This is a genomic window from Alistipes sp. CAG:268, assembly GCA_000434235.1.
Classification (GTDB): domain Bacteria; phylum Bacteroidota; class Bacteroidia; order Bacteroidales; family Rikenellaceae; genus Alistipes; species Alistipes avistercoris.
The window spans coordinates 48,194-66,952 of sequence record FR892001.1; the positions used below are offsets into that span (position 1 = coordinate 48,194).

The following is an 18,759-nucleotide window of genomic DNA, read 5'->3' on the forward strand; positions in this document are numbered from 1 at the left end:
TAAAAATTATCCAATATGAAAGAAATGACATCTCTGGAACGCTGCATGGCCGTGCTGGACGGGCGGATGCCCGACACGCTTCCCGTCGTGCCGCAAAGTTTCATGTTCGCGGTCGAGACGGCCGGATACAAGATCGGCGAGGTGAACCGCAACGGCCGCAAGATGGCCGAGGCCCACATCGTCTCGCAGGAGAAATACGGATACGACGGCTGCGTGATCGACTTCGACGACGCGACCATTGCCGAGGCCGTAGGCGCCAAGGTGATCTTCCGCGACGACGAACCCGCCATCGTGGACGAGCAGCAGCCCGTGCTCAAGGACCTGCGCGACGTCTATGACATGCCGATTCCCGATCCGATGAGCTCGGGACGTCTCAGCGTCTGGCTCGAGGCCACCGAGCGTCTGGTCGAGGCCATCGGCGACCATGTCTTCGTCATGGGACGCGCCGATCAGGGCCCTTTCAGCATCGCCTGCCTGCTGCGCGGAACCACGCAGTTCATGATGGACCTGCTGACCGAGGACCCCAAGCTGATAGCCGATGTACTGGACTACTGCCGCCGCATCAGCGCCGTCTTCGCCAAGGCGCAGAAGGATGCCGGTGCGCATGCCACCTCGATCGGTGACGCCTTTGCCGGCCCGAACCTCATCTCGCCCGACATGTACCGTCAGTTTGCCTTCGAGCCCGAGCGGAAGCTGGTCGAGGAGGTACAGGACTACGGCATTCCCTTCTCTGTGCACATCTGCGGCGATACGACCGGAATCATCGGAGACATGGGCCGCACCGGAGCCCGCATCCTCGAGGTGGACTGGAAACTCGATATGGCCGAGGCGCGCCGTCTCGTGCCTGAATCGACCGTGCTGATGGGCAACATCGACCCGAGTTTCCCGCTGGTGGTCGGTACGCCCGATGACGTCGATGCCGCCGTGAAGAACCTGGTGGCCAAGACCCGCGGCCGCCGCCACATCATCAGCTCGGGCTGCGCAATGGGCCGCAATACGCCCGAAGCCAACTTCCGCGCCTTCATAGCCGCGGCACGCCGCTACGGTTCCTACGAGGAGCTTTGCCGGCTGAATGAAAACCTGTAAATGACGAAAACAAAAAAACGACAGAATCATGACCAATCTGCAAGAACTTTCGGATGCCATCGTGGCGGGACATCTCGAGCCCGCCGTCGAACTGACCCGTCAGGCGATCGATGAGGGGGTGGACCCGCAGTCGATCATCTCCGACTACATGATCCCGGCCATGCAGCGCATCGGCCAGCGCTTCCAGGAGGGCAAGGCCTTCGTCCCCGAGCTGCTGATGGCGGCCCGGGCCATGAAGGGCGCCCTGGAGCTCATCAAACCCCTGTTGTCGAGCGGCAAGTCGGCGACGATCGGCAAGATCGTCATCGGCACGGTCTACGGTGACCTGCACGACATCGGCAAGAACCTCGTGGCCTCGATGTTCGAGGGCTGCGGCTTCGAGGTCATCAACCTCGGCGTGAACATCACGGCCGACCGGTTTGTCGAGGCGGTGCGCACCGAGCAGGCCGACATCCTCTGCCTCTCGGCCCTGCTTACGACGACGATGAACTACATGAAGACGGTGATCGAAGCCATCGAGCAGGCCGGACTGCGCGACCGGGTGAAGATCATGGTCGGCGGTGCGCCGGTCAATCAGCTGTTCGCCGACCAGATCGGCGCCGACGGCTATTCGGACAATGCCAACTCGGCCGTGCTGAAGGCCAAGGAACTCATCGCAAAATCGGCATAGCGTTATGGAACGGAACATGAAACAGTGGGTCGGGGAGCTGATTGCCTCCCCGGACCGCGCGGCGCTCCCGATCATGACCCACTCGGGAATCGAACTCATCGGACACAGCGTCCGCGATGCGGTTACCGACGGCGAGGTGCATGCCCGCGCCGTGCTGGCGCTCGCCGAGCGTTATCCTTCGTTGGCCTCGACCGTGATCATGGATCTGACCGTCGAGGCGGAGGCTTTCGGCGCCGAGATCCATTTCCCGGAGGACGACGTCCCCAGCGTCGTGGGACGTCTGGTCTGCGACCGTGCCGGGATCGAGGCGCTGGCCATCCCTTCGCTCGATGCCGGACGTGTCCCCGAGTACCTGAAGGCCAACGAGCTGGTGGCGCGCGCGTCGGACCGTCCCGTGCTGAGTGGCTGCATCGGTCCCTATTCGCTGGCCGGGCGTCTCTACGACATGTCGGAGATCATGATGGGCATCTATATCGAACCCGACACGATCCGCCTGCTGCTGGACAAGTGCACGGAGTTCATCACCGAGTACTGCAAGGCGCTCAAGCGGGCCGGTTCCAACGGCGTGCTCATCGCCGAACCGGCCGCCGGCCTGCTCTCCGACGACGCCTGCCGGGAGTTCTCCTCGGTCTACGTCCGCCGGATCGTCGAACAGGTGCAAGACGACAACTTCGCCGTCATCCTCCACAACTGCGGCAATACGGGGCAGTGCACCGCGGCCATGGTGGCCACGGGCAGCATGGGCTACCACTTCGGAAACGGCATGGACATGGCCGCGGCGTTGCGCGACTGCCCGTCGGACACGCTGGTAATGGGCAATGTCGATCCCGTATCGGTCTTCAAGATGGGTACGCCCGAGCAGGTGTACGGAGCCTCCACGGCGCTGCTGGAGATGGCGGCGGGGCATCCGAACTTCATCCTTTCGTCGGGGTGCGATACCCCTCCGGGGGTTCCGGCGGCCAACATCGAGGCCTTCTATCGGGCAGTTGCGGACTTTAACGGACGGAAGCGATGATCGAACGGTATTATCACGAGGCGGAGGGGTACAACCCCTTCCTGATCCGCGAGGGTTGGCAGGTCGCCCAGCTCAACTATCTTCCGGGCCACGGCCTGGACGACATGGTCGATGTCGAGGTGCACCGGCAGACCGACGAGGCATTCATCCTGTTTGCGGGAACGGCCGTGCTGGTGGCCGCCGAGATCGGCGATGAGGGCATCTCGTTCGAATGCGTGCGCATGACGCCCGGAGTCACCTACAACATCCCGGCCGGGGTGTGGCACAACATCGGCATGTCGCGCGATGCACGCATGATCATCGTCGAACGTGACGGGACGCACCTGCATGACGGTCTTCACCGTCCGTTCAGCGACGCCGAGGCGGAGCAGTTGCGTGCGGCCGTCGCCGAGACGCTCAAGAAGAGCGACGCATGCCGTTGAATCTGATTGTATGCGGTTTCCTGGGCAGCGGGAAGACAACGCTCATCCGCCGCATCGTGCGTGAGGCGCTTGCCGACCGCCGGGTCGTCGTCGTGGAGAACGAGTCGGGACGCGAGTCCGTAGACGGGCTCTATCTCCGCGATGGCGGGCTGAAGGTCGTGGACCTGCGTGCCGGGTGCGTCTGCTGCACGTTGCGGGGCGAGATGGCGGCAACGATGGAGCGTATCCGGACCGATTTCGATCCGGACTGCGTGTTCCTCGAACCGTCGGGGCTCGGCGACCTGGCCGACCTGCTCCGCATTCCGGGTTTCGAACCCGACGGGGTGGTGATGCTCGTGGATGTGGAGCGTTTCGACCTGCTGTTGAAGTTGAACCGCGACCATTTTCTCCGACAGTTCCGGCTCGCACCGGTCATCGTCCTGACCCGGACGGACCTCTCCACGCCCGAACGCACCGCTGCGGTACGCGACGAACTGGAGCGAATCAATCCCCAGGCGCTGATCGTTGAGGGAGGCGATGCCTTTGACGGAAACTGGTGGCTCGAGACCGTGCCCGGCTGCTATGCCCGATTCCGGGCCTTCTTCCCGGTTCTGCCGGCCGGGGGACCGCGCTTCGTCACGGAGACCTTCCCCGTCGGCCGGCCGGTGAGCCGCGACGATCTGGCCGCTCTCTTTGCGCGGCTTGCGGAGCGGAATCTCACCCCCGTGCGGGCCAAGGGATGCCTGTGCAGCGATGCGGGGTGGGTGAAGGCCGACTGGCTTGCTCCCGGCCGGCTCGAATGCTCGCCTGTCGCCGGGGCCCCCGAGTGCGGAGGGTTTCTCACCTGCTGGTGGGTCGATGCCGGAGCGGGAACATGGGCGGCCGATGCCGCAAAAGCTTGTTTGAAAGAGTGGATTTATGGAACGAAATGAGTGGATGGCCGCCCGGGAGTTGCCCCTCTCGGTGCGGGATCTGACGATTTCGCCCGCGGAGTTGCGGGCGACGCTGGGCTACGGAACAGCCGAACCGGGCCCGGACGTACAGGAGATCGTGGACCGGCTGACGGCCCGGGCCCTGGAGATCTGCCGGCCCCGGTTGGGTTTCCGGATCGTCGAGGGACGAGTCGAGCGGCAGCGGCTGAAACTCGGGGAACTCGATTTCGAACCCGGGGCGATCATCGCCGCCCAGTTGCGCAAGGGAAGCTGCTTCGCGGTGCTCATTGCCAGTGTCGGTGCCGAGATGGATGCCTGGCTGCACGACCTGCGCGAGGGCGATGATGTCGTGGCGGCCTATGTGGCCGATGCGCTGGGCTCGGTGATGGCCGAGGCGATCGTGGCCTGCGGGCTGGACCGCCTCGAGCGGTATGTGGCCCCCGAAGGGTTGCGCATCACCAACTCCTACAGCCCGGGATACTGCGGCTGGAACGTCTCCGAACAGCATGCCCTGTTCAGCCTGTTGCCCGAAGGGTTTTGCGGCGTGCGGCTTTGTGAGTCGGGGCTGATGCTGCCGATCAAGTCGGTGAGTGCCGTAGTCGGCATCGGCCCCGAGGTCGAGCGCCGCGACTACGGATGCGCCCTCTGCCGCAAGGCCGACTGTTACAAGCGGCGGCTCGGGGCCTGACGGGTACGGACCTGTGAAACGACAGGCGGCGCTCCTTGCGGGGCGCCGCCTGTTTCGGTTGAGGTCTTTGTCTTGTGCGGTTGCGAAGATCAAATCTTCTCCAGTTCCACGGTGAAGTGGCGCAGGATCGGAGCTTCGAACGTGATGCGGTATCCGTGGGTGATCTCCTCGCGACGCTCGTAGATGTTGCGGCATGCTGCGGCGATCACACGGATGTGGTTGTCGGTGTAGACCCGTCGCGGGATGGCCAGGCGAAGCAGCTCGAGGGCCGGGTAGCGGTTCTCGTGCGTTTCGGGGTCGCGGTCTGCGAGGATCGAGCCGATCTCGACTCCGCGGATACCCGCCTCGAGGTAGAGCTCCACGGCCAGCGTCTGGGCGATGAACTCCTCCTTGGGCAGGTTCGGGAGCACCTTCTTGGCATCGATGAAGATGGCGTGGCCGCCGGCCGGACGCTGGTAAGGAACGCCGTATTCGTCGAGCAGATCGCCCAGCAGCTTGACCTGACGGATGCGGGCGTCGAGCTGTTCGAACTCCGTATTCTCGTCCAGACCCACTGCGAGGGCATCCATGTCGCGTCCCGACATGCCGCCGTAGGTCACGTATCCCTCGTACATGATGCAGAACGACATCGCCTTGACGAAGAGCTCCTCGGAGCGCATGGCCACGAAGCCGCCCATGTTCACCACGCCGTCCTTCTTGGCCGAAATGGTCATGATGTCGGCATACTGATAGATCTCGCGGACGATCTGCTTGATTGACTTGTCGGCGTAACCCTCCTCGCGCGTCTTGATGAAGTAGGCATTTTCGGCGAAGCGGGCCGAGTCGATGAGCAGGGGCACGTTGTAGCGGCGGCACAGCTCGGCCGTCTCGCGGATGTTGCGCATCGATACGGGCTGTCCTCCGGCCGTATTGTTGGTGATCGTCAGCACGACGCACGGCACCTTCTCGCGCGGGTTTTCGCGCAGCACCTTCTCGAGCTTGCCGAGGTCCATCTCGCCCTTGAACGGGATCTCGAGCTGCGTGTCGGAGGCTGCGTCGATCGTGCAGTCCACGGCGTGGCAGCGGCGGAACTCGATGTGGCCCTTCGTGGTGTCGAAGTGGGAGTTGCCCGGGACGATGTCGCCCTCCTTGAGCAGCGCCGAGAAGATGACGTTCTCGGCGGCGCGGCCCTGGTGCGTGGGCAGGAAGTAGGGCATGTCGAACAGGCGCCCGATGACCTCCTTCAGCCGGAAGTAGGATGCGGCGCCGGCGTAACTCTCGTCACCGGTCATCATCGCCGCCCACTGGCGGTCGCTCATCGAGCCCGTGCCCGAGTCGGTCAGCAGGTCGATCGTCACCTGGTCCGCACGCAGCTTGAAGAGGTTGTAGTGAGCTTCGCGGATCCAGGCCTCGCGCTCTTCGCGCGTCGAGGTGCGGATCGCTTCGGTCATCTTGATCTTGTAGGGTTCGCAATAGGGCAGTTTCATGTCGTTGTATTTTTGTTTTAAGGTTAAGGATCGTCGGTATTTTCTTCAAAATTACGAAAAAAAATCGAAGATTCGGCATTTGGGGTTTCGATTTGTTGAAAAAAGGCTTTCGGATGGCCTCGGAGCGAACTTTTGGCCCCTGCGGTGGCATGTCCTGCAACCCGCTTTTTCCCGTGACGGCGGCCCGCCCGTGCGATTTTTCGGGCCCGAAAAATCTTTTTTTCGCCGAAAGAATTGTATATTCGCGGCGCGAAAGCAAGGTTAGCAAGGTGTTGGTTCGGATACAATATGCACTGTTCGTGGCGCTTTTCGTGTTGATGAGCGCCGTCGGACCTCTCCCCGAGCGGGAGGGATCGGACCGTACGTTCGCCGCTCTTTCCGCCGACCGGAGTTCCGACATCCCCTCTCCGGCCGACTTCTGCTTTGCCGTGCCGTGCCTCGGATTCGAAATCTCCGATCTGCCCGATTCGGGTTGCGGGTTGAGAAGCCTGCTGCGTTGCTACGACTTCGGGTCTGCGGGCTCCGTCCTGACGGTATCCGACGCGGCCGGGGCGTTTGTTCCGCCGTGCGGCGAGGGTTTCTCGCCCCGCCCGGTGGATTATTACGTCTTCTCGCTCGAGCGTATCCGGATATAGCCCCGTTTCGGCCTGCCGGGCCGAAACGTCTCGCCGTCGCCGGGGTCTCCCGCCGTCGGTTCCCCGCCTTGTTTTCTCGCATGCCGTGGCATGCCTGCCGTGTCAATTCGAACAAAAAACAGATAATATGTATTTCACGTTACTCGTGGTCGTGATCCTTACGGCCATTGCGCTGGTTGCCGTTGCGCTCGGTGTCGCCCGGGCCATCTCGCCCCGCTCCTACAATTCGCAGAAGGGCGAGGCCTACGAATGCGGCATCCCCACGCGCGGACGATCGTGGATGCAGTTCAAGGTCGGCTATTACCTCTTTGCCATCCTCTTCCTGATGTTCGACGTCGAGACCGTCTTCCTCTTCTCGTGGGCCGTCGTCGTGCAGGATCTGGGTCTCTATGGCCTTGTGAGCATCCTCTTCTTCTTGCTTGTGTTGATTTTGGGCCTTGCATACGCTTGGCGGAAAGGAGCCTTGGAATGGAAATAAAGATGCCGGAGATCAAGTCGATGAAATACGAGGATTTCAACGACAACGAATACCTTGAGAACATGGCGCGCGAACTGCGCGCAAACGGGACGAACGTCATCGTCGGGTGCCTCGACAACCTGATCGAGTGGGGCCGCAGCAACAGCCTTTGGCCGCTGACGTTCGCCACGAGCTGCTGCGGCATCGAGTTCATGGCCGTGGGTGCCGCCCGCTACGATTTTGCCCGGTTCGGGTTTGAAGTCGCGCGTGCCTCCCCGCGTCAGGCCGACTTCATCATGGTCGCCGGTACGATCACCCACAAGATGGCCCCGGTGCTCAAGCGCCTCTACGACCAGATGGCCGACCCGAAATACGTGATCGCCGTGGGCGGCTGCGCCATCAGCGGCGGGCCCTTCAAGAAGTCCTACCACGTGGTGCAGGGCGTCGGCGAGATCCTGCCCGTCGATGTCTACATCCCGGGATGTCCGCCGCGTCCCGAGGCAATGCTCTACGGGCTGATGCAGCTCCAGCGCAAGGTACGCCTGCAGCGCTTCTTCGGCGGCGTAAACCGCCAGATCGGCGAGAAGGAGTATGAGGAGCTGCTCAAGCGCGACCTGACGGCTGAAAAGAACGAGTTGAACGTCGAAAGAGAAGATAAACGATGAATACGACCTGGAAAGAGAAGATTACGGGCTGGGAACCCGCGGCCGAGTGGCGAGAGGCGGGCGACGGCATGGTGACCCTGCCGGCCGACCGGCTGCATGCGGTGGCCGCCCGGCTCAAGGAGGAGGGGTTCGACTTCCTGCGCAGCCTTACGGGCATGGACTGGGGCGAAGAGGGGCTCGGCGTGGTCTACCACCTCGAATCCACCCGCACGGGAGAAAACCTTGTGCTGCGGACGCTGACCCCGGACCGGGAGAACCCCGTGCTGGATACGGTCTGCGACCTGTGGCGTGCCGCCGAGTTCAACGAACGCGAGGCATACGACTATTTCGGCATCCGTTTCCTGAACCACCCCGACATGCGCCGGCTCTTCCTGCGCGACGACTGGGTGGGATATCCCCTGCGCAAGGACTACGATCCGGCGCTGAATCCCCTGCGCATGAGCAACGAGGTGGCCGAGGAGACGGCCCAGAGCTTCGAACTCACCCACGACGGAAGTTTCATCCGCCACCGCAAGGCGATCTTCGAGGAGGACGAGTACGTCATCAACATCGGCCCCCAGCACCCGGCTACGCACGGCGTGCTGCGCTTCCGCGTCTCGCTCGAGGGCGAGATTATCCGCAAGCTCGACGTGCACTGTGGCTACATCCACCGCGGCATCGAGAAGATGTGCGAGAGCCTGACCTATCCGCAGACCCTCGCCCTGACCGACCGCCTCGACTACCTCGGGGCGTCGCAGAACCGCCATGCCCTCTGCATGTGCATCGAGCGGGCGATGGGTGTCGAGGTCTCCGAGCGCGTGCAGTACATCCGCACGATCATGGACGAGCTGCAGCGCATCGATTCGCACCTGCTCTTCTTCTCGTGCCTCTGCATGGACATGGGCGCGCTGACGGCCTTTTTCTACGGTTTCCGCGACCGCGAGAAGGTGCTCGACATCCTGGAGCAGACGACCGGCGGCCGGCTCATCCAGACCTACAACACCATCGGCGGCGTACAGGCCGACATCCATCCCGACTTCGTGCGCAAGGTCAAGGAGTTTATCGCCTACATGCGTCCGACGCTGCGCGAGTACCACGAGGTCTTCACCGGCAACATCATCGCTCAGGAGCGTCTGAAGGGTACCGGCGTGCTGTCGCGCGAGGATGCCGTTTCGTTCGGTGCGACGGGCGGCACGGGCCGCGCCTCGGGCTGGGCCTGCGACGTGCGCAAGCGCCATCCCTATGCCATGTACGGCAAGGTCGATTTCGACGAGGTGCTCTTCACCGAGGGCGACTGCATGGCCCGCTACCTGGTGCGCATGCGCGAGATCGAGCAGAGCATGCGGATCATCGAGCAGCTAATTGACAACATTCCCGAGGGACCCTGGCAGGAGAAGATGAAACCCGTGATCCGGATCCCCGAGGGCAGCTACTACGCCGCCGTCGAGGGCAGCCGCGGCGAGTTCGGCGTCTACATCGAGAGCCGCGGCGACAAGTCGCCCTACCGCATGAAGTTCCGCTCGACGGGCCTTCCGCTCGTATCGTGCATGGAAACCATAACCCGCGGCGCGAAGATCGCCGACCTGATCGCCATCGGCGGTACGGTCGATTACGTCGTGCCCGATATTGACCGTTAAACGCAAAACACGAGAATATGTTCGATTTCAGCATCATAACTAACTGGATACACGGACTCCTGACGTCGTTCCTGCCGCTCGGCCTGGCGACCTTCGTCGAGTGCGTGGTGATCGGCGGCTGTCTGTTGCTGCTCTACACGATCATCGCCATCGTGATGATCTTCATGGAGCGCAAGGTCTGTGCCGCGTTCCAGTGCCGTCTGGGCCCCGTGCGCGTCGGTCCGTGGGGCACGCTGCAGGTCTTCGGCGACGTCTTCAAGATGCTCACCAAGGAGATCATCACCATCCGCCATGCGGACAAGTTCCTCTACAACCTGGCCCCCTACATCGTCATCCTGGCCTCGCTCCTGGCCTTCGCCTGCCTGCCCTTCAACCGCGGGATGGAGGTCCTCGACTTCAACGTAGGCGTCTTCTTCATGATGGCCGCCTCGTCGATCGGCGTGGTGGGCATCCTGCTGGCCGGGTGGAGCTCCAACAACAAGTATTCGCTCATCGGCGCCATGCGAAGCGGTGCGCAGATGATCTCCTACGAGTTGTCGATCGGCCTCTCGATCCTGACGATCGTCGTCCTGACCGACACGATGCAGTTCTCGGAGATCGTTGAGCGTCAGGCCGACGGGTGGTTCATCTTCAAGGGCCACCTCCCGGCGCTCATCGCCTTCGTGATTTACCTGATCGCCGGCAACGCCGAAGTGAACCGCGGCCCGTTCGACCTCCCGGAGGCCGAGTCGGAGCTCACGGCCGGATACCACACCGAGTACTCGGGCATGCACTTCGGCCTGTTCTACGTCGCCGAGTTCGTCAATCTGTTCATCATCTCGGGCGTTGCGGCCACGATCTTCCTCGGCGGCTGGATGCCGCTGCACATCCCCGGCTGGGAGGGCTTCAACACGGTGATGGACTACATCCCGGGCTTCGTCTGGTTCTTCGGCAAGGCCTTCTTCGTGGTCCTGCTGCTGATGTGGATCAAGTGGACCTTCCCGCGCCTGCGCATCGACCAGATCCTGACGCTCGAATGGAAATACCTCGTACCGATCGGCCTGGTCAATCTCCTGCTGATGGTCATCGTCGTTGTCTTTAACCTGCATTTTTAGTCATGTCGAATTATATCAAAGGACTGTTTCACGGACTGGGGACCCTGCTGACGGGCATGAAGGTGACCGGCCGCGAATTCTTCACGCCCAAGGTCACCGAGCAATACCCCGAGAACCGGGCCACGCTGAAGATGTACGACCGCTACTGCGGCCATCTGACGATGCCCCACGATGCCGAGGGGCACAACAAGTGCATCGCCTGCGGACTGTGCCAGTCGTCGTGCCCCAACGGGACGATCCGCCTGGTGACCGAGATGGTCACCGATCCCGAAACGGGCAAGTCGAAGAAACGTCTGGTGCGCTACGAGTACGACCTCGGGTCATGCATGTTCTGCCACCTGTGCGTCAATGCCTGCCCGACGGGAGCCATCCGCTTTGCGACGGAGTTCGAACACGCGGTCTACACGCGGGAGAAACTGGTCCAAATCCTGAACAAACAGTAAGCCATGGAGATAACTCTCGAATTGATCGTTTTCGCCGTGCTGGCGATCTTCATCACGGTGAGCGCCGTGCTGGCCGTTTCGACGCGGCGTATCCTGCGTGCGGCGACCTACCTGCTGTTCGTGCTCTTCGGTACGGCCGGCATCTATTTCCAGCTCAACTATTCGTTCCTCGGGGCCGTGCAGCTGCTCATCTACGCCGGCGGCATCACGGTGCTCTACGTCTTCTCGATTCTGCTCACCTCGAGCGAGGGCGACAAGGCCGAGGAGCTCAAGGGCTACAAGTTCGTGGCGGGTCTGGCCGCAACATTGGCCGGCCTGGGCGTCTGTCTCTTCATTACGCTCAAGCACCACTTCCTGCCGTCGCACTTCGAGCACGGCGAACTGTCGGTCCGCACGATCGGCCATGCGCTGATGAGCAGCGACAAGTACGGATATGTCCTGCCGTTCGAGGTGATCAGCCTGCTGTTGCTTGCCTGCATCGTCGGCGGTATCATGATCGCCCGCAAACGCTAAAAAACAGAGTGCCTTATGATACACATGGAGTATTATCTCGTCGTCTCCACGATCATGATGTTCGTGGGAATCTACGGCTTCGTGACGCGCCGCAACCTGCTGGCCATGCTGATCTCCGTAGAGCTGATTCTCAACTCGGTGGATATCAACTTCGTGGTCTTCAACCGCTTCCTCTTCCCCGGAGCGCTCGAGGGCTTCTTCTTCGCGCTGTTCGCCATCGGGGTGAGTGCCGCGGAGACGGCCGTCGCCATCGCCATCATCATCAACATCTACCGCAACATCCGCAATATCCAGGTCCGCAACCTGCGCCAGATGAAGTGGTAACGATCCCTGCAAATAACGACGCTTTATGGAATATACGATTCTGATTCTGCTGCTGCCGTTCGTGAGTTTCCTCGTGCTCGGCATCGCCGGCATGAAGCTCCGACCCGCGGTGGCCGGCGCCATCGGCACGGCCGTAGTGGCCGTGGTGGCGGTCCTGAGCTACACGGCCGCCGGGGAGTACTTCTTCGGCGTGGGGCGTGACGCCGCGGGCCTCTATCCGACGCTCGTGCCGTGGAACACCGTCTGGCTGCCCATCAGTCAGACGCTGCACATCGACCTGGGCATCCAGCTCGACCCGATCTCGGTGATGATGCTTGTCGTCATCTCGACCGTCTCGCTCATGGTCCACATCTACTCGTTCGGCTACATGAAGGGCGAGCGGGGCTTCCAGCGCTACTACGCTTTCCTGTCGCTCTTCACGATGAGCATGATGGGGCTGGTCGTGGCCACGAACATCTTCCAGATGTACCTCTTCTGGGAACTGGTGGGCGTAAGCTCCTATCTGCTGATCGGCTTCTACTACACGAAGCCCGAGGCCATCGCCGCCTCGAAGAAGGCCTTCATCGTGACCCGTTTCGCCGACCTGGGTTTTCTCGTAGGCATCCTTTTCTACGGTTACTACGCCGGGACCTTCTCCTTCACGCCCGATACGGCCATGCTGGCCGCCGCCGGAGGGATGATCCCGCTGGCACTGGGGCTGATGTTCATCGGCGGCGCCGGCAAGAGCGCCATGTTCCCGCTGCACATCTGGCTGCCCGACGCCATGGAGGGTCCGACGCCCGTCTCGGCGCTGATCCATGCCGCGACGATGGTCGTCGCCGGTGTCTACCTCGTGGCGCGGATGTTCCCCCTGTTCATCGGCTATGCCCCCGAGGTGCTGCACTGGACGGCCTACATCGGGGCCTTCACAGCGCTCTACGCCGCCGTGGTGGCCTGCGTGCAGAGCGACATCAAGCGCGTGCTGGCCTTCAGCACCATCTCGCAGATCGGCTTCATGATCGTCTCGCTCGGCGTCTGCACCTCGGCCGATCCCCACGCGGGCGGGCTGGGCTACATGGCCTCGATGTTCCACCTCTTCACCCATGCCCTGTTCAAGGCGTTGCTCTTCCTCGGGGCGGGCTGCATCATCCATGCCGTCCATTCGAACGAGATGTCGGCCATGGGCGGCCTGCGCCGCTACATGCCCCTGACGCATGTGACCTTCCTCGTGGCCTGCCTGGCCATTGCGGGCATCTGGCCCCTGAGCGGCTTCTTCTCCAAGGATGAGATCCTCACGGCCTGCTTCGCCTTCAGCCCCGTCATGGGGTGGGTGATGACCGCCATTGCCGGACTGACGGCCTTCTACATGTTCCGCCTCTACTTCAACATCTTCTGGGGGCGTGAGAACCGCGAGCTGCATGCGGCCCACGCGCCGCATGAGGCCCCGTTGAGCATGACCCTGCCGCTGGTATTCCTTGCCGTCGTGACGCTCTTTGCCGGCTGGATCCCCTTCGGCGAGTTCGTCTCGTCGGACGGCGCCGCCTATACGATCCACATCGACCGCAGCGTCGCTGCCGTGAGCCTCTGCGTGGCCGTGGCCGCCATTGCGCTGGCCACGTGGATGTATGCCCGCGAAAAGCAGCCTGTGGCCGACCGTCTGGCAGCGGCCTTCCCGACGCTGCACCGTGCGGCCTACCACCGCTTCTACATCGACGAGGTCTACCAGTTCGTCACCCATCGCGTGATCTTCGCCTGCATCTCGACACCGATCGCCTGGTTCGACCGCCACGTCGTGGACGGCTTCATGAACCTGCTGGCCACGGCGACCCACGGTGCGGCCGCCGCCATCCGGGGCATGCAGAGCGGCAGCGTGCAGCGCTACTGCATCTGGATGCTGGGCGGTGCGCTGGGCCTTACGATCCTGATTCTTCTCATCCGCTAATTCGACGCTGTTATTATGAATATGCTATCCCTGTTCCCCCTCATCCCGCTGGTGATGCTGCTGGGGCTTTGGATTTCGAAATCGACGCGGCAGATCCATGCCGTGATGGTCACCGGCTCGTCGCTGCTGCTGGTACTGGCCGTCGTGCTGGTCTTCCGGTTCCTCGGCTTGCGCGAGGCGGGCGAGACGGCCGCGATGCTGCTGACCGACAGCCATGTATGGTACGCCCCGCTCAACATCCACTACGCCATCGGCGTGGACGGCATCTCGGTGGCGATGCTGCTCCTGTCGGCCATCATCGTCTTTACGGGCACATTCGCCTCGTGGCAGATGAAGACCGACGTCAAGGAGTACTTCCTCTGGTTCTGCCTGTTGAGTGTCGGGGTCTTCGGATTCTTCATCTCGGTGGACCTCTTCACGATGTTCATGTTCTACGAGGTGGCGCTCATCCCGATGTACCTGCTCATCGGCGTCTGGGGCAGCGGCCGCAAGGAGTATTCGGCCATGAAACTCACGCTGATGCTCATGGGCGGCTCGGCCTTCCTGCCGATCGGCATCCTGGGCATCTACTTCGGCTCGGGGGCCCAGACGATGAACGTACTGGAGATCGCCGCGCTGCACAACATCCCCCTTGCCGAGCAGCGCATCTGGTTCCCGCTCGTCTTCATCGGCTTCGGCGTCCTGGGAGCCCTTTTCCCCTTCCACACGTGGAGTCCCGACGGCCACGCCTCGGCCCCGACGGCCGTGTCGATGCTCCATGCCGGCGTGCTGATGAAATTGGGCGGCTACGGATGCTTCCGCGTGGCGATGTTCCTGCTGCCCGAGGCGGCGCACGAACTGAGCTGGATCTTCATTCTGCTGACGACCGTATCGGTGGTCTACGGGGCCCTTTCGGCCTGCGTGCAGACCGACCTGAAGTACATCAACGCCTATTCCTCGGTGTCGCACTGCGGACTGGTGCTCTTCGCCATCCTGATGATGAACGAGACGGCCGCCACGGGTGCCGTGCTGCAGATGCTGAGCCACGGACTGATGACGGCGCTCTTCTTCGCCCTGATCGGCATGATCTACGGCCGCACCCATACGCGTGACGTCCGCCAGCTCGCCGGTCTGATGAAGATCATGCCCTTCCTGGCCGTGGGCTACGTCATCGCCGGTCTGGCCAACCTCGGTCTTCCAGGCCTGAGCGGCTTCGTGGCCGAGATGACGATCTTCAACGGCGCCTTCATGCACGCCGACACGTTCCACCGCGTCGTGACGATCATCGCCTGCACGTCGATCGTCATCACGGCGGTCTACATCCTGCGCGTCGTGGGTCGCATCCTCTACGGCACCTGCACCAACCCCGAGCACCTGAAGCTCTCGGATGCCACGTGGGACGAACGCTTTTCGGTCATCTGCCTCATCGTCGCCGTTGCCGGCATGGGTCTGGCCCCGCTGTGGGTGAGCGACCTGGTGCGCGGCGGTGTCGGGACGGTCATTACTCACCTTTTGAATTAGACGAGCCATGAATTATACGGATCTATTCGTTTACATGCGGGCCGAGGTGACGCTCGCGCTGCTGATCGTCCTGCTCTTCCTCTACGACCTCTTCGCCGGCGAACGGGCCCGGCGCTGCTTTACGGCCGTCGTGTGCATCCTGCTGGCCGTCGAGGCCGTCGTTGCGCTTCTGCCCGGCGAGGCGGGGTCGCTCTTCGGCGGGATGTTCCGCTACGAACCGATGCACGGCATCGTGAAGGCCGTCCTGACCGTCGGCGCACTCATCGTCTGCCTGCAGGCAGACACATGGCTGCGGCGCGACGACACGCGCCACAAGCAGGGCGAGTTCTACATCCTCACCCTCTCGACGCTGCTGGGCATGTTCTTCATGATCGGTGCCGACAACTTCCTGATGTTCTTCATCGGCCTCGAGCTGGCTTCGGTGCCGATGGCCTGCCTGGTGGCCTTCGACAAGTACAAGGGCCATTCGGCCGAGGCGGGAGCCAAGTTCATCCTCTGCGCGCTGTTTGCCAGTGGACTGATGCTCTACGGCATCTCGTTCCTCTACGGCACTACCGGTACGCTCTACTTCGACGACATGGCGTCGCACATCGACGGCTCGCCGCTGCAGGTTCTCTCGCTGGTCTTCTTCCTTGCTGGCCTCGGCTTCAAGCTCTCGCTCGTGCCCTTCCACCTCTGGACCGCCGACACCTACCAGGGCGCCCCGACACCCGTCACGGCCTACCTGTCGGTCGTCTCGAAGGGAGCTGCGGCCTTCGTGCTGCTCACGGTGCTGGTCAAGGTCTTCGCCCCGATGGTCGGCGAGTGGCAGACGGTGCTCTGGGCGCTTACCGTGCTGAGCATCACCGTGGCCAACCTCTTCGCCATCCGGCAGCGCAACCTCAAGCGCTTCCTGGCCTTTTCGTCGATCTCGCAGGCCGGATACATCCTGCTGGCCGTCATCGGCGGGACGCCTTTCGGCATGACCTCGCTGGTTTTCTACGTGCTGGTCTACATGGCCGCCAACCTCGCGGCCTTCGGCGTGATCGCCTCCGTCGAGCAGCACAGCGGCGGCAAGGTCGCCATCGAGGACTACAACGGGCTCTACCGCACGAACCCCCGTCTGACCGTGGCGATGACGCTGGCGCTCTTCTCGCTGGCCGGCATCCCGCCCTTCGCTGGGTTCTTCTCGAAGTTCTTCGTCTTTGCGGCCGCCTTCCGCAGCGGATTCCACCTGCTGGTCTTCATCGCCCTGCTCAATACGGTGATCTCGCTCTACTACTACCTGCTGGTGGTCAAGGCGATGTACATCACGCCGAACGAGTCGCCCATCGCGGCGTTCCGCAGCGACCGCTACACGCGCATCAGCCTCTTCTTCTGCCTGGCCGGCGTGCTGCTGCTGGGTGTGGCGAGCGCGGTCTACGACAGCATCAACGCCCTCTCCTACGGGCTCTGATCCCGGAACGGGAATGTGACGCGAAAAGCCCCTGTTGCCACGGCAACAGGGGCTTTTCGTATGGATGCGTGTCGGATGCCTCTCTCCGCCGCAGCGGCGGGCCCGGTCAGAGGTGCTCGAGCGTGTAGTCGATCATCTTCTGCCGGACGTTGTAGGTGTCCGAAGGCAGCATCGAGTGGTTCTGGTCCGGATAGACCATCATGTCGTATTGCTTGCCGTAACGGTTCAGCGCCCGCGTCAGCTCGACGGTGTTCTGGAAGTGGACGTTGTCGTCGGCCGTGCCGTGGATGAGCAGCAGCCGGGTCTTCTCGTCGTCGAGCATCCGGGCGAAGTTGATCGGCGAGTTGTCGTCATACCCCGCGGCGTTGTATTGCGGCAGGTTGTTGTAGATCTCCGTGTAGATCGTGTCGTAGTAGCGCCACGAGGTGACCGGAGCCACGGCAATCGCCATGCGGAAGAGCCCGTGTCCCTTGAGCGCGCAGCTGACGGCCATAAAACCTCCGTAGGACCATCCGTAGATGCCGATGCGGTCGGCATCGACCCAGGGCTGCGCGGCCATGTAGCGGGCCGTCGAGAGCTGGTCCTCGACCTCCAGGGCACCGAGCCGTCCATAGGTCTGCTTCTTGAACTTCTCGCCGCGGAATCCCGTTCCCCGGCCGTCGGCCGAGACCACGACATAGCCCTTTTCGACCAGGGCGTCCTCCCAGTCCACCGACCAGCGGTCGGCCACCTGCTGCGATCCGGGTCCCGAATACTGCGTGAGCAGTACGGGGTAGCGCTTCGAGGGGTCGAAGTCGCGCGGACGGATTATGTAGGCGTTGAGCGTGTCGCCTCGTTCGGTGGTGAAGGTGAAGAACTCCTTGACGGGAACCCTCCTGGCTGCAAGCTCCTCGCGCAGGGCGCGGCTGTCGGCCAGCGTACGGACGACGTTGCCCTCGCCGTCGCAGATCTCCACGCGGTTGGGCGTCGAGGCGTTCGAGAAGGTCGAGATGTAGTATTTCATGCCGCGGCTCGGGGCGATCGAGTAGTAGCCCTCGCCGGGCGTGAGGCGGCGCTTGTCCTTGCCGTCGAGGCGGACGCTGTAGAGGTTGCGGCGCAGGGGCGAGGTCTCGGTCGAGAGGTACCACACCCGTTTGCCGTCGGTCCCGACGACGCCGGTCACCTCCCAGGCCCCCTTGGTTACCTGTGCGAGCAGGCCTCGGCGGATGCTGTAGAGGTAGAGGTGCATGTAGCCCGTGTGGCTCTCCTGCCGCACGAGGAAGCGGTCGTTATCGACGAAGGTCACCGTGCCGTCGTCCACCCGCTCGACATACTGCTGGGCCCGCTCCTCGTAGATGACGCGCTGGGCGCCGTGGGGCTCGCAGAGCACCATCTCGAAGGTGTTCTGGCGTCGGTTGAGGCGGTAGTACCAGAGGCGGCCGTCGGGCGTGAAGCCCAGGCGCGGGATGTACTGGTCGGTCTCGCTGCCCGTGTCGATGCGGTTCTTGGCCCCGGTCTCAAGGTCGGCGACCCAGAGCTGCAGCGTCGAGTTCTTCTCTCCGGCCTTGGGGTATTTGAACGAGTAGGCCTCGTTGTAGAGCTTGCCGTCGAAGCGCATCATCTCCATCAGAGGCACCTGCGACTCGTCGAAGCGCAGGTAGGCCAGCCGCTTGCCGTCGGGTGAGAAGGCGTAGGCGCGCGTGAAGCCGAACTCCTCCTCGTAGACCCAGTCGGTCGTGCCGTTGATGACCGAGTTCCACGCTCCGTCGTCGGTGATCCGGCGGGTCTTCTTCGTGGCGATCTCATAGACGTAGAGGTCGTTGCGGTCCGAATAGGCGATCAGCCGCCCGTCGGGCGAGAAGGAGGCGTCGCGCGGGGCCTCGGCCTCGGGGAGGATCGGGCGGACGACGCCGTCGGCC

The 18,759-nt window shown here is 62.8% G+C and carries 18 protein-coding genes and 1 pseudogene; 17 read left to right on the forward strand and 2 right to left on the reverse strand.

Annotated features, from left to right (window positions below; all coding sequences use genetic code 11):
* Positions 1–15: 15 nt before the first annotated feature.
* From QZL63_RS05880 to QZL63_RS05905, 6 genes and pseudogenes are all read left to right on the forward strand, one after another.
* A complete protein-coding gene (locus tag QZL63_RS05880) occupies positions 16–1,086 on the forward strand; it encodes a uroporphyrinogen decarboxylase family protein (RefSeq protein WP_022308406.1) in 1,071 nt (356 codons plus the stop codon).
* Positions 1,087–1,123: 37 nt separating this feature from the next.
* Positions 1,124–1,756, forward strand: a pseudogene (locus tag QZL63_RS05885) (corrinoid protein); the annotation flags it as partial.
* A 4-nt stretch (positions 1,757–1,760) separates the two neighbouring features.
* Entirely contained in the window at positions 1,761–2,771 is a 1,011-nt protein-coding gene (locus tag QZL63_RS05890; RefSeq protein WP_022308408.1) for a uroporphyrinogen decarboxylase family protein, read from the forward strand.
* Positions 2,768–3,193 (forward strand): cupin domain-containing protein, encoded by a 426-nt coding sequence (locus tag QZL63_RS05895; protein ID WP_022308409.1) that lies wholly within the window; start codon positions 2,768–2,770, stop codon positions 3,191–3,193. Before QZL63_RS05890 ends, QZL63_RS05895 begins: the two co-directional genes overlap by 4 nt.
* Entirely contained in the window at positions 3,184–4,104 is a 921-nt protein-coding gene (locus QZL63_RS05900; RefSeq protein ID WP_022308410.1) for a CobW family GTP-binding protein, read from the forward strand. The genes QZL63_RS05895 and QZL63_RS05900 overlap by 10 nt, the downstream gene beginning before the upstream one ends.
* Positions 4,091–4,792, forward strand: coding sequence for a vitamin B12 dependent-methionine synthase activation domain-containing protein (locus tag QZL63_RS05905; protein ID WP_022308411.1), 702 nt, complete (start codon positions 4,091–4,093; stop codon positions 4,790–4,792). The genes QZL63_RS05900 and QZL63_RS05905 overlap by 14 nt, the downstream gene beginning before the upstream one ends.
* Before the next feature lie 89 nt (positions 4,793–4,881).
* Here the strand turns inward: QZL63_RS05905 and QZL63_RS05910 are convergent, their stop codons facing one another.
* Entirely contained in the window at positions 4,882–6,258 is a 1,377-nt protein-coding gene (locus tag QZL63_RS05910; protein ID WP_022308412.1) for a tryptophanase, read from the reverse strand.
* Positions 6,259–6,527: 269 nt separating this feature from the next.
* On the opposite strand from QZL63_RS05910, the gene QZL63_RS05915 reads away from it, so the two are divergent.
* The 11 genes from QZL63_RS05915 (at position 6,528) to QZL63_RS05965 (ending at position 16,861) form a co-directional block, all read left to right on the forward strand.
* Positions 6,528–6,893 carry a hypothetical protein gene (locus QZL63_RS05915; RefSeq protein WP_290586187.1) on the forward strand — a complete coding sequence of 122 codons (366 nt, stop codon included), beginning with the start codon at positions 6,528–6,530 and terminating at the stop codon, positions 6,891–6,893.
* Between the two features lie 127 nt (positions 6,894–7,020).
* A complete protein-coding gene (locus QZL63_RS05920) occupies positions 7,021–7,371 on the forward strand; it encodes an NADH-quinone oxidoreductase subunit A (protein WP_022308414.1) in 351 nt (116 codons plus the stop codon).
* The gene (locus QZL63_RS05925) at positions 7,362–8,015 is read left to right on the forward strand and encodes an NADH-quinone oxidoreductase subunit B (protein WP_022308415.1); all 654 of its coding nucleotides are present in this window, start codon (positions 7,362–7,364) and stop codon (positions 8,013–8,015) included. The genes QZL63_RS05920 and QZL63_RS05925 overlap by 10 nt, the downstream gene beginning before the upstream one ends.
* 68 nt (positions 8,016–8,083) lie before the next feature.
* A complete protein-coding gene (locus tag QZL63_RS05930; protein WP_290586213.1) occupies positions 8,084–9,631 on the forward strand; it encodes an NADH-quinone oxidoreductase subunit C in 1,548 nt (515 codons plus the stop codon).
* 17 nt (positions 9,632–9,648) lie between these two features.
* Positions 9,649–10,725 (forward strand): NADH-quinone oxidoreductase subunit NuoH, encoded by a 1,077-nt coding sequence (nuoH, locus tag QZL63_RS05935; RefSeq protein ID WP_022308417.1) that lies wholly within the window; start codon positions 9,649–9,651, stop codon positions 10,723–10,725.
* 2 nt (positions 10,726–10,727) lie between these two features.
* Positions 10,728–11,168, forward strand: a complete 441-nt coding sequence (locus QZL63_RS05940) for a NuoI/complex I 23 kDa subunit family protein (RefSeq protein ID WP_022308418.1) — start codon at positions 10,728–10,730, stop codon at positions 11,166–11,168.
* A 3-nt stretch (positions 11,169–11,171) separates the two neighbouring features.
* On the forward strand, positions 11,172–11,681 hold the full coding sequence (locus tag QZL63_RS05945) for an NADH-quinone oxidoreductase subunit J family protein (RefSeq protein ID WP_022308419.1): 510 nt from the start codon (positions 11,172–11,174) through the stop codon (positions 11,679–11,681).
* A 15-nt stretch (positions 11,682–11,696) separates the two neighbouring features.
* Positions 11,697–12,005: an NADH-quinone oxidoreductase subunit NuoK gene (gene nuoK, locus QZL63_RS05950; RefSeq protein WP_022308420.1), complete on the forward strand. Its 309-nt coding sequence runs from the start codon at positions 11,697–11,699 to the stop codon at positions 12,003–12,005.
* Positions 12,006–12,030: 25 nt separating this feature from the next.
* The gene (gene nuoL / locus QZL63_RS05955; protein WP_022308421.1) at positions 12,031–13,926 is read left to right on the forward strand and encodes an NADH-quinone oxidoreductase subunit L; all 1,896 of its coding nucleotides are present in this window, start codon (positions 12,031–12,033) and stop codon (positions 13,924–13,926) included.
* A gap of 15 nt (positions 13,927–13,941) precedes the next feature.
* The gene (locus tag QZL63_RS05960; protein ID WP_022308422.1) at positions 13,942–15,426 is read left to right on the forward strand and encodes a complex I subunit 4 family protein; all 1,485 of its coding nucleotides are present in this window, start codon (positions 13,942–13,944) and stop codon (positions 15,424–15,426) included.
* Positions 15,427–15,433: 7 nt separating this feature from the next.
* A complete protein-coding gene (locus QZL63_RS05965) occupies positions 15,434–16,861 on the forward strand; it encodes an NADH-quinone oxidoreductase subunit N (protein WP_290586190.1) in 1,428 nt (475 codons plus the stop codon).
* A gap of 106 nt (positions 16,862–16,967) precedes the next feature.
* Here QZL63_RS05965 and QZL63_RS05970 read toward each other — a convergent pair.
* Positions 16,968–18,759 (reverse strand): S9 family peptidase (locus QZL63_RS05970; RefSeq protein ID WP_290586193.1); only part of this gene is annotated, 1,792 nt, incomplete at its 5' end.

Coding starts and splice junctions, on each gene's coding strand:
- QZL63_RS05930 (WP_290586213.1), top strand. CDS start 8,084: ATGGTGACCCTGCCGGCCGACCGGCTGCATGCGGTGGCCGCCCGGCTC.
- QZL63_RS05905 (WP_022308411.1), top strand. CDS start 4,091: ATGGAACGAAATGAGTGGATGGCCGCCCGGGAGTTGCCCCTCTCGGTG.
- QZL63_RS05960 (WP_022308422.1), top strand. CDS start 13,942: ATGAATATGCTATCCCTGTTCCCCCTCATCCCGCTGGTGATGCTGCTG.
- QZL63_RS05900 (WP_022308410.1), top strand. CDS start 3,184: ATGCCGTTGAATCTGATTGTATGCGGTTTCCTGGGCAGCGGGAAGACA.
- QZL63_RS05940 (WP_022308418.1), top strand. CDS start 10,728: ATGTCGAATTATATCAAAGGACTGTTTCACGGACTGGGGACCCTGCTG.
- nuoH (WP_022308417.1), top strand. CDS start 9,649: ATGTTCGATTTCAGCATCATAACTAACTGGATACACGGACTCCTGACG.
- QZL63_RS05945 (WP_022308419.1), top strand. CDS start 11,172: ATGGAGATAACTCTCGAATTGATCGTTTTCGCCGTGCTGGCGATCTTC.
- QZL63_RS05880 (WP_022308406.1), top strand. CDS start 16: ATGAAAGAAATGACATCTCTGGAACGCTGCATGGCCGTGCTGGACGGG.
- QZL63_RS05910 (WP_022308412.1), bottom strand. CDS start 6,258: ATGAAACTGCCCTATTGCGAACCCTACAAGATCAAGATGACCGAAGCG.
- nuoK (WP_022308420.1), top strand. CDS start 11,697: ATGATACACATGGAGTATTATCTCGTCGTCTCCACGATCATGATGTTC.
- QZL63_RS05920 (WP_022308414.1), top strand. CDS start 7,021: ATGTATTTCACGTTACTCGTGGTCGTGATCCTTACGGCCATTGCGCTG.
- QZL63_RS05925 (WP_022308415.1), top strand. CDS start 7,362: ATGGAAATAAAGATGCCGGAGATCAAGTCGATGAAATACGAGGATTTC.
- QZL63_RS05895 (WP_022308409.1), top strand. CDS start 2,768: ATGATCGAACGGTATTATCACGAGGCGGAGGGGTACAACCCCTTCCTG.
- nuoL (WP_022308421.1), top strand. CDS start 12,031: ATGGAATATACGATTCTGATTCTGCTGCTGCCGTTCGTGAGTTTCCTC.
- QZL63_RS05890 (WP_022308408.1), top strand. CDS start 1,761: ATGGAACGGAACATGAAACAGTGGGTCGGGGAGCTGATTGCCTCCCCG.
- QZL63_RS05965 (WP_290586190.1), top strand. CDS start 15,434: ATGAATTATACGGATCTATTCGTTTACATGCGGGCCGAGGTGACGCTC.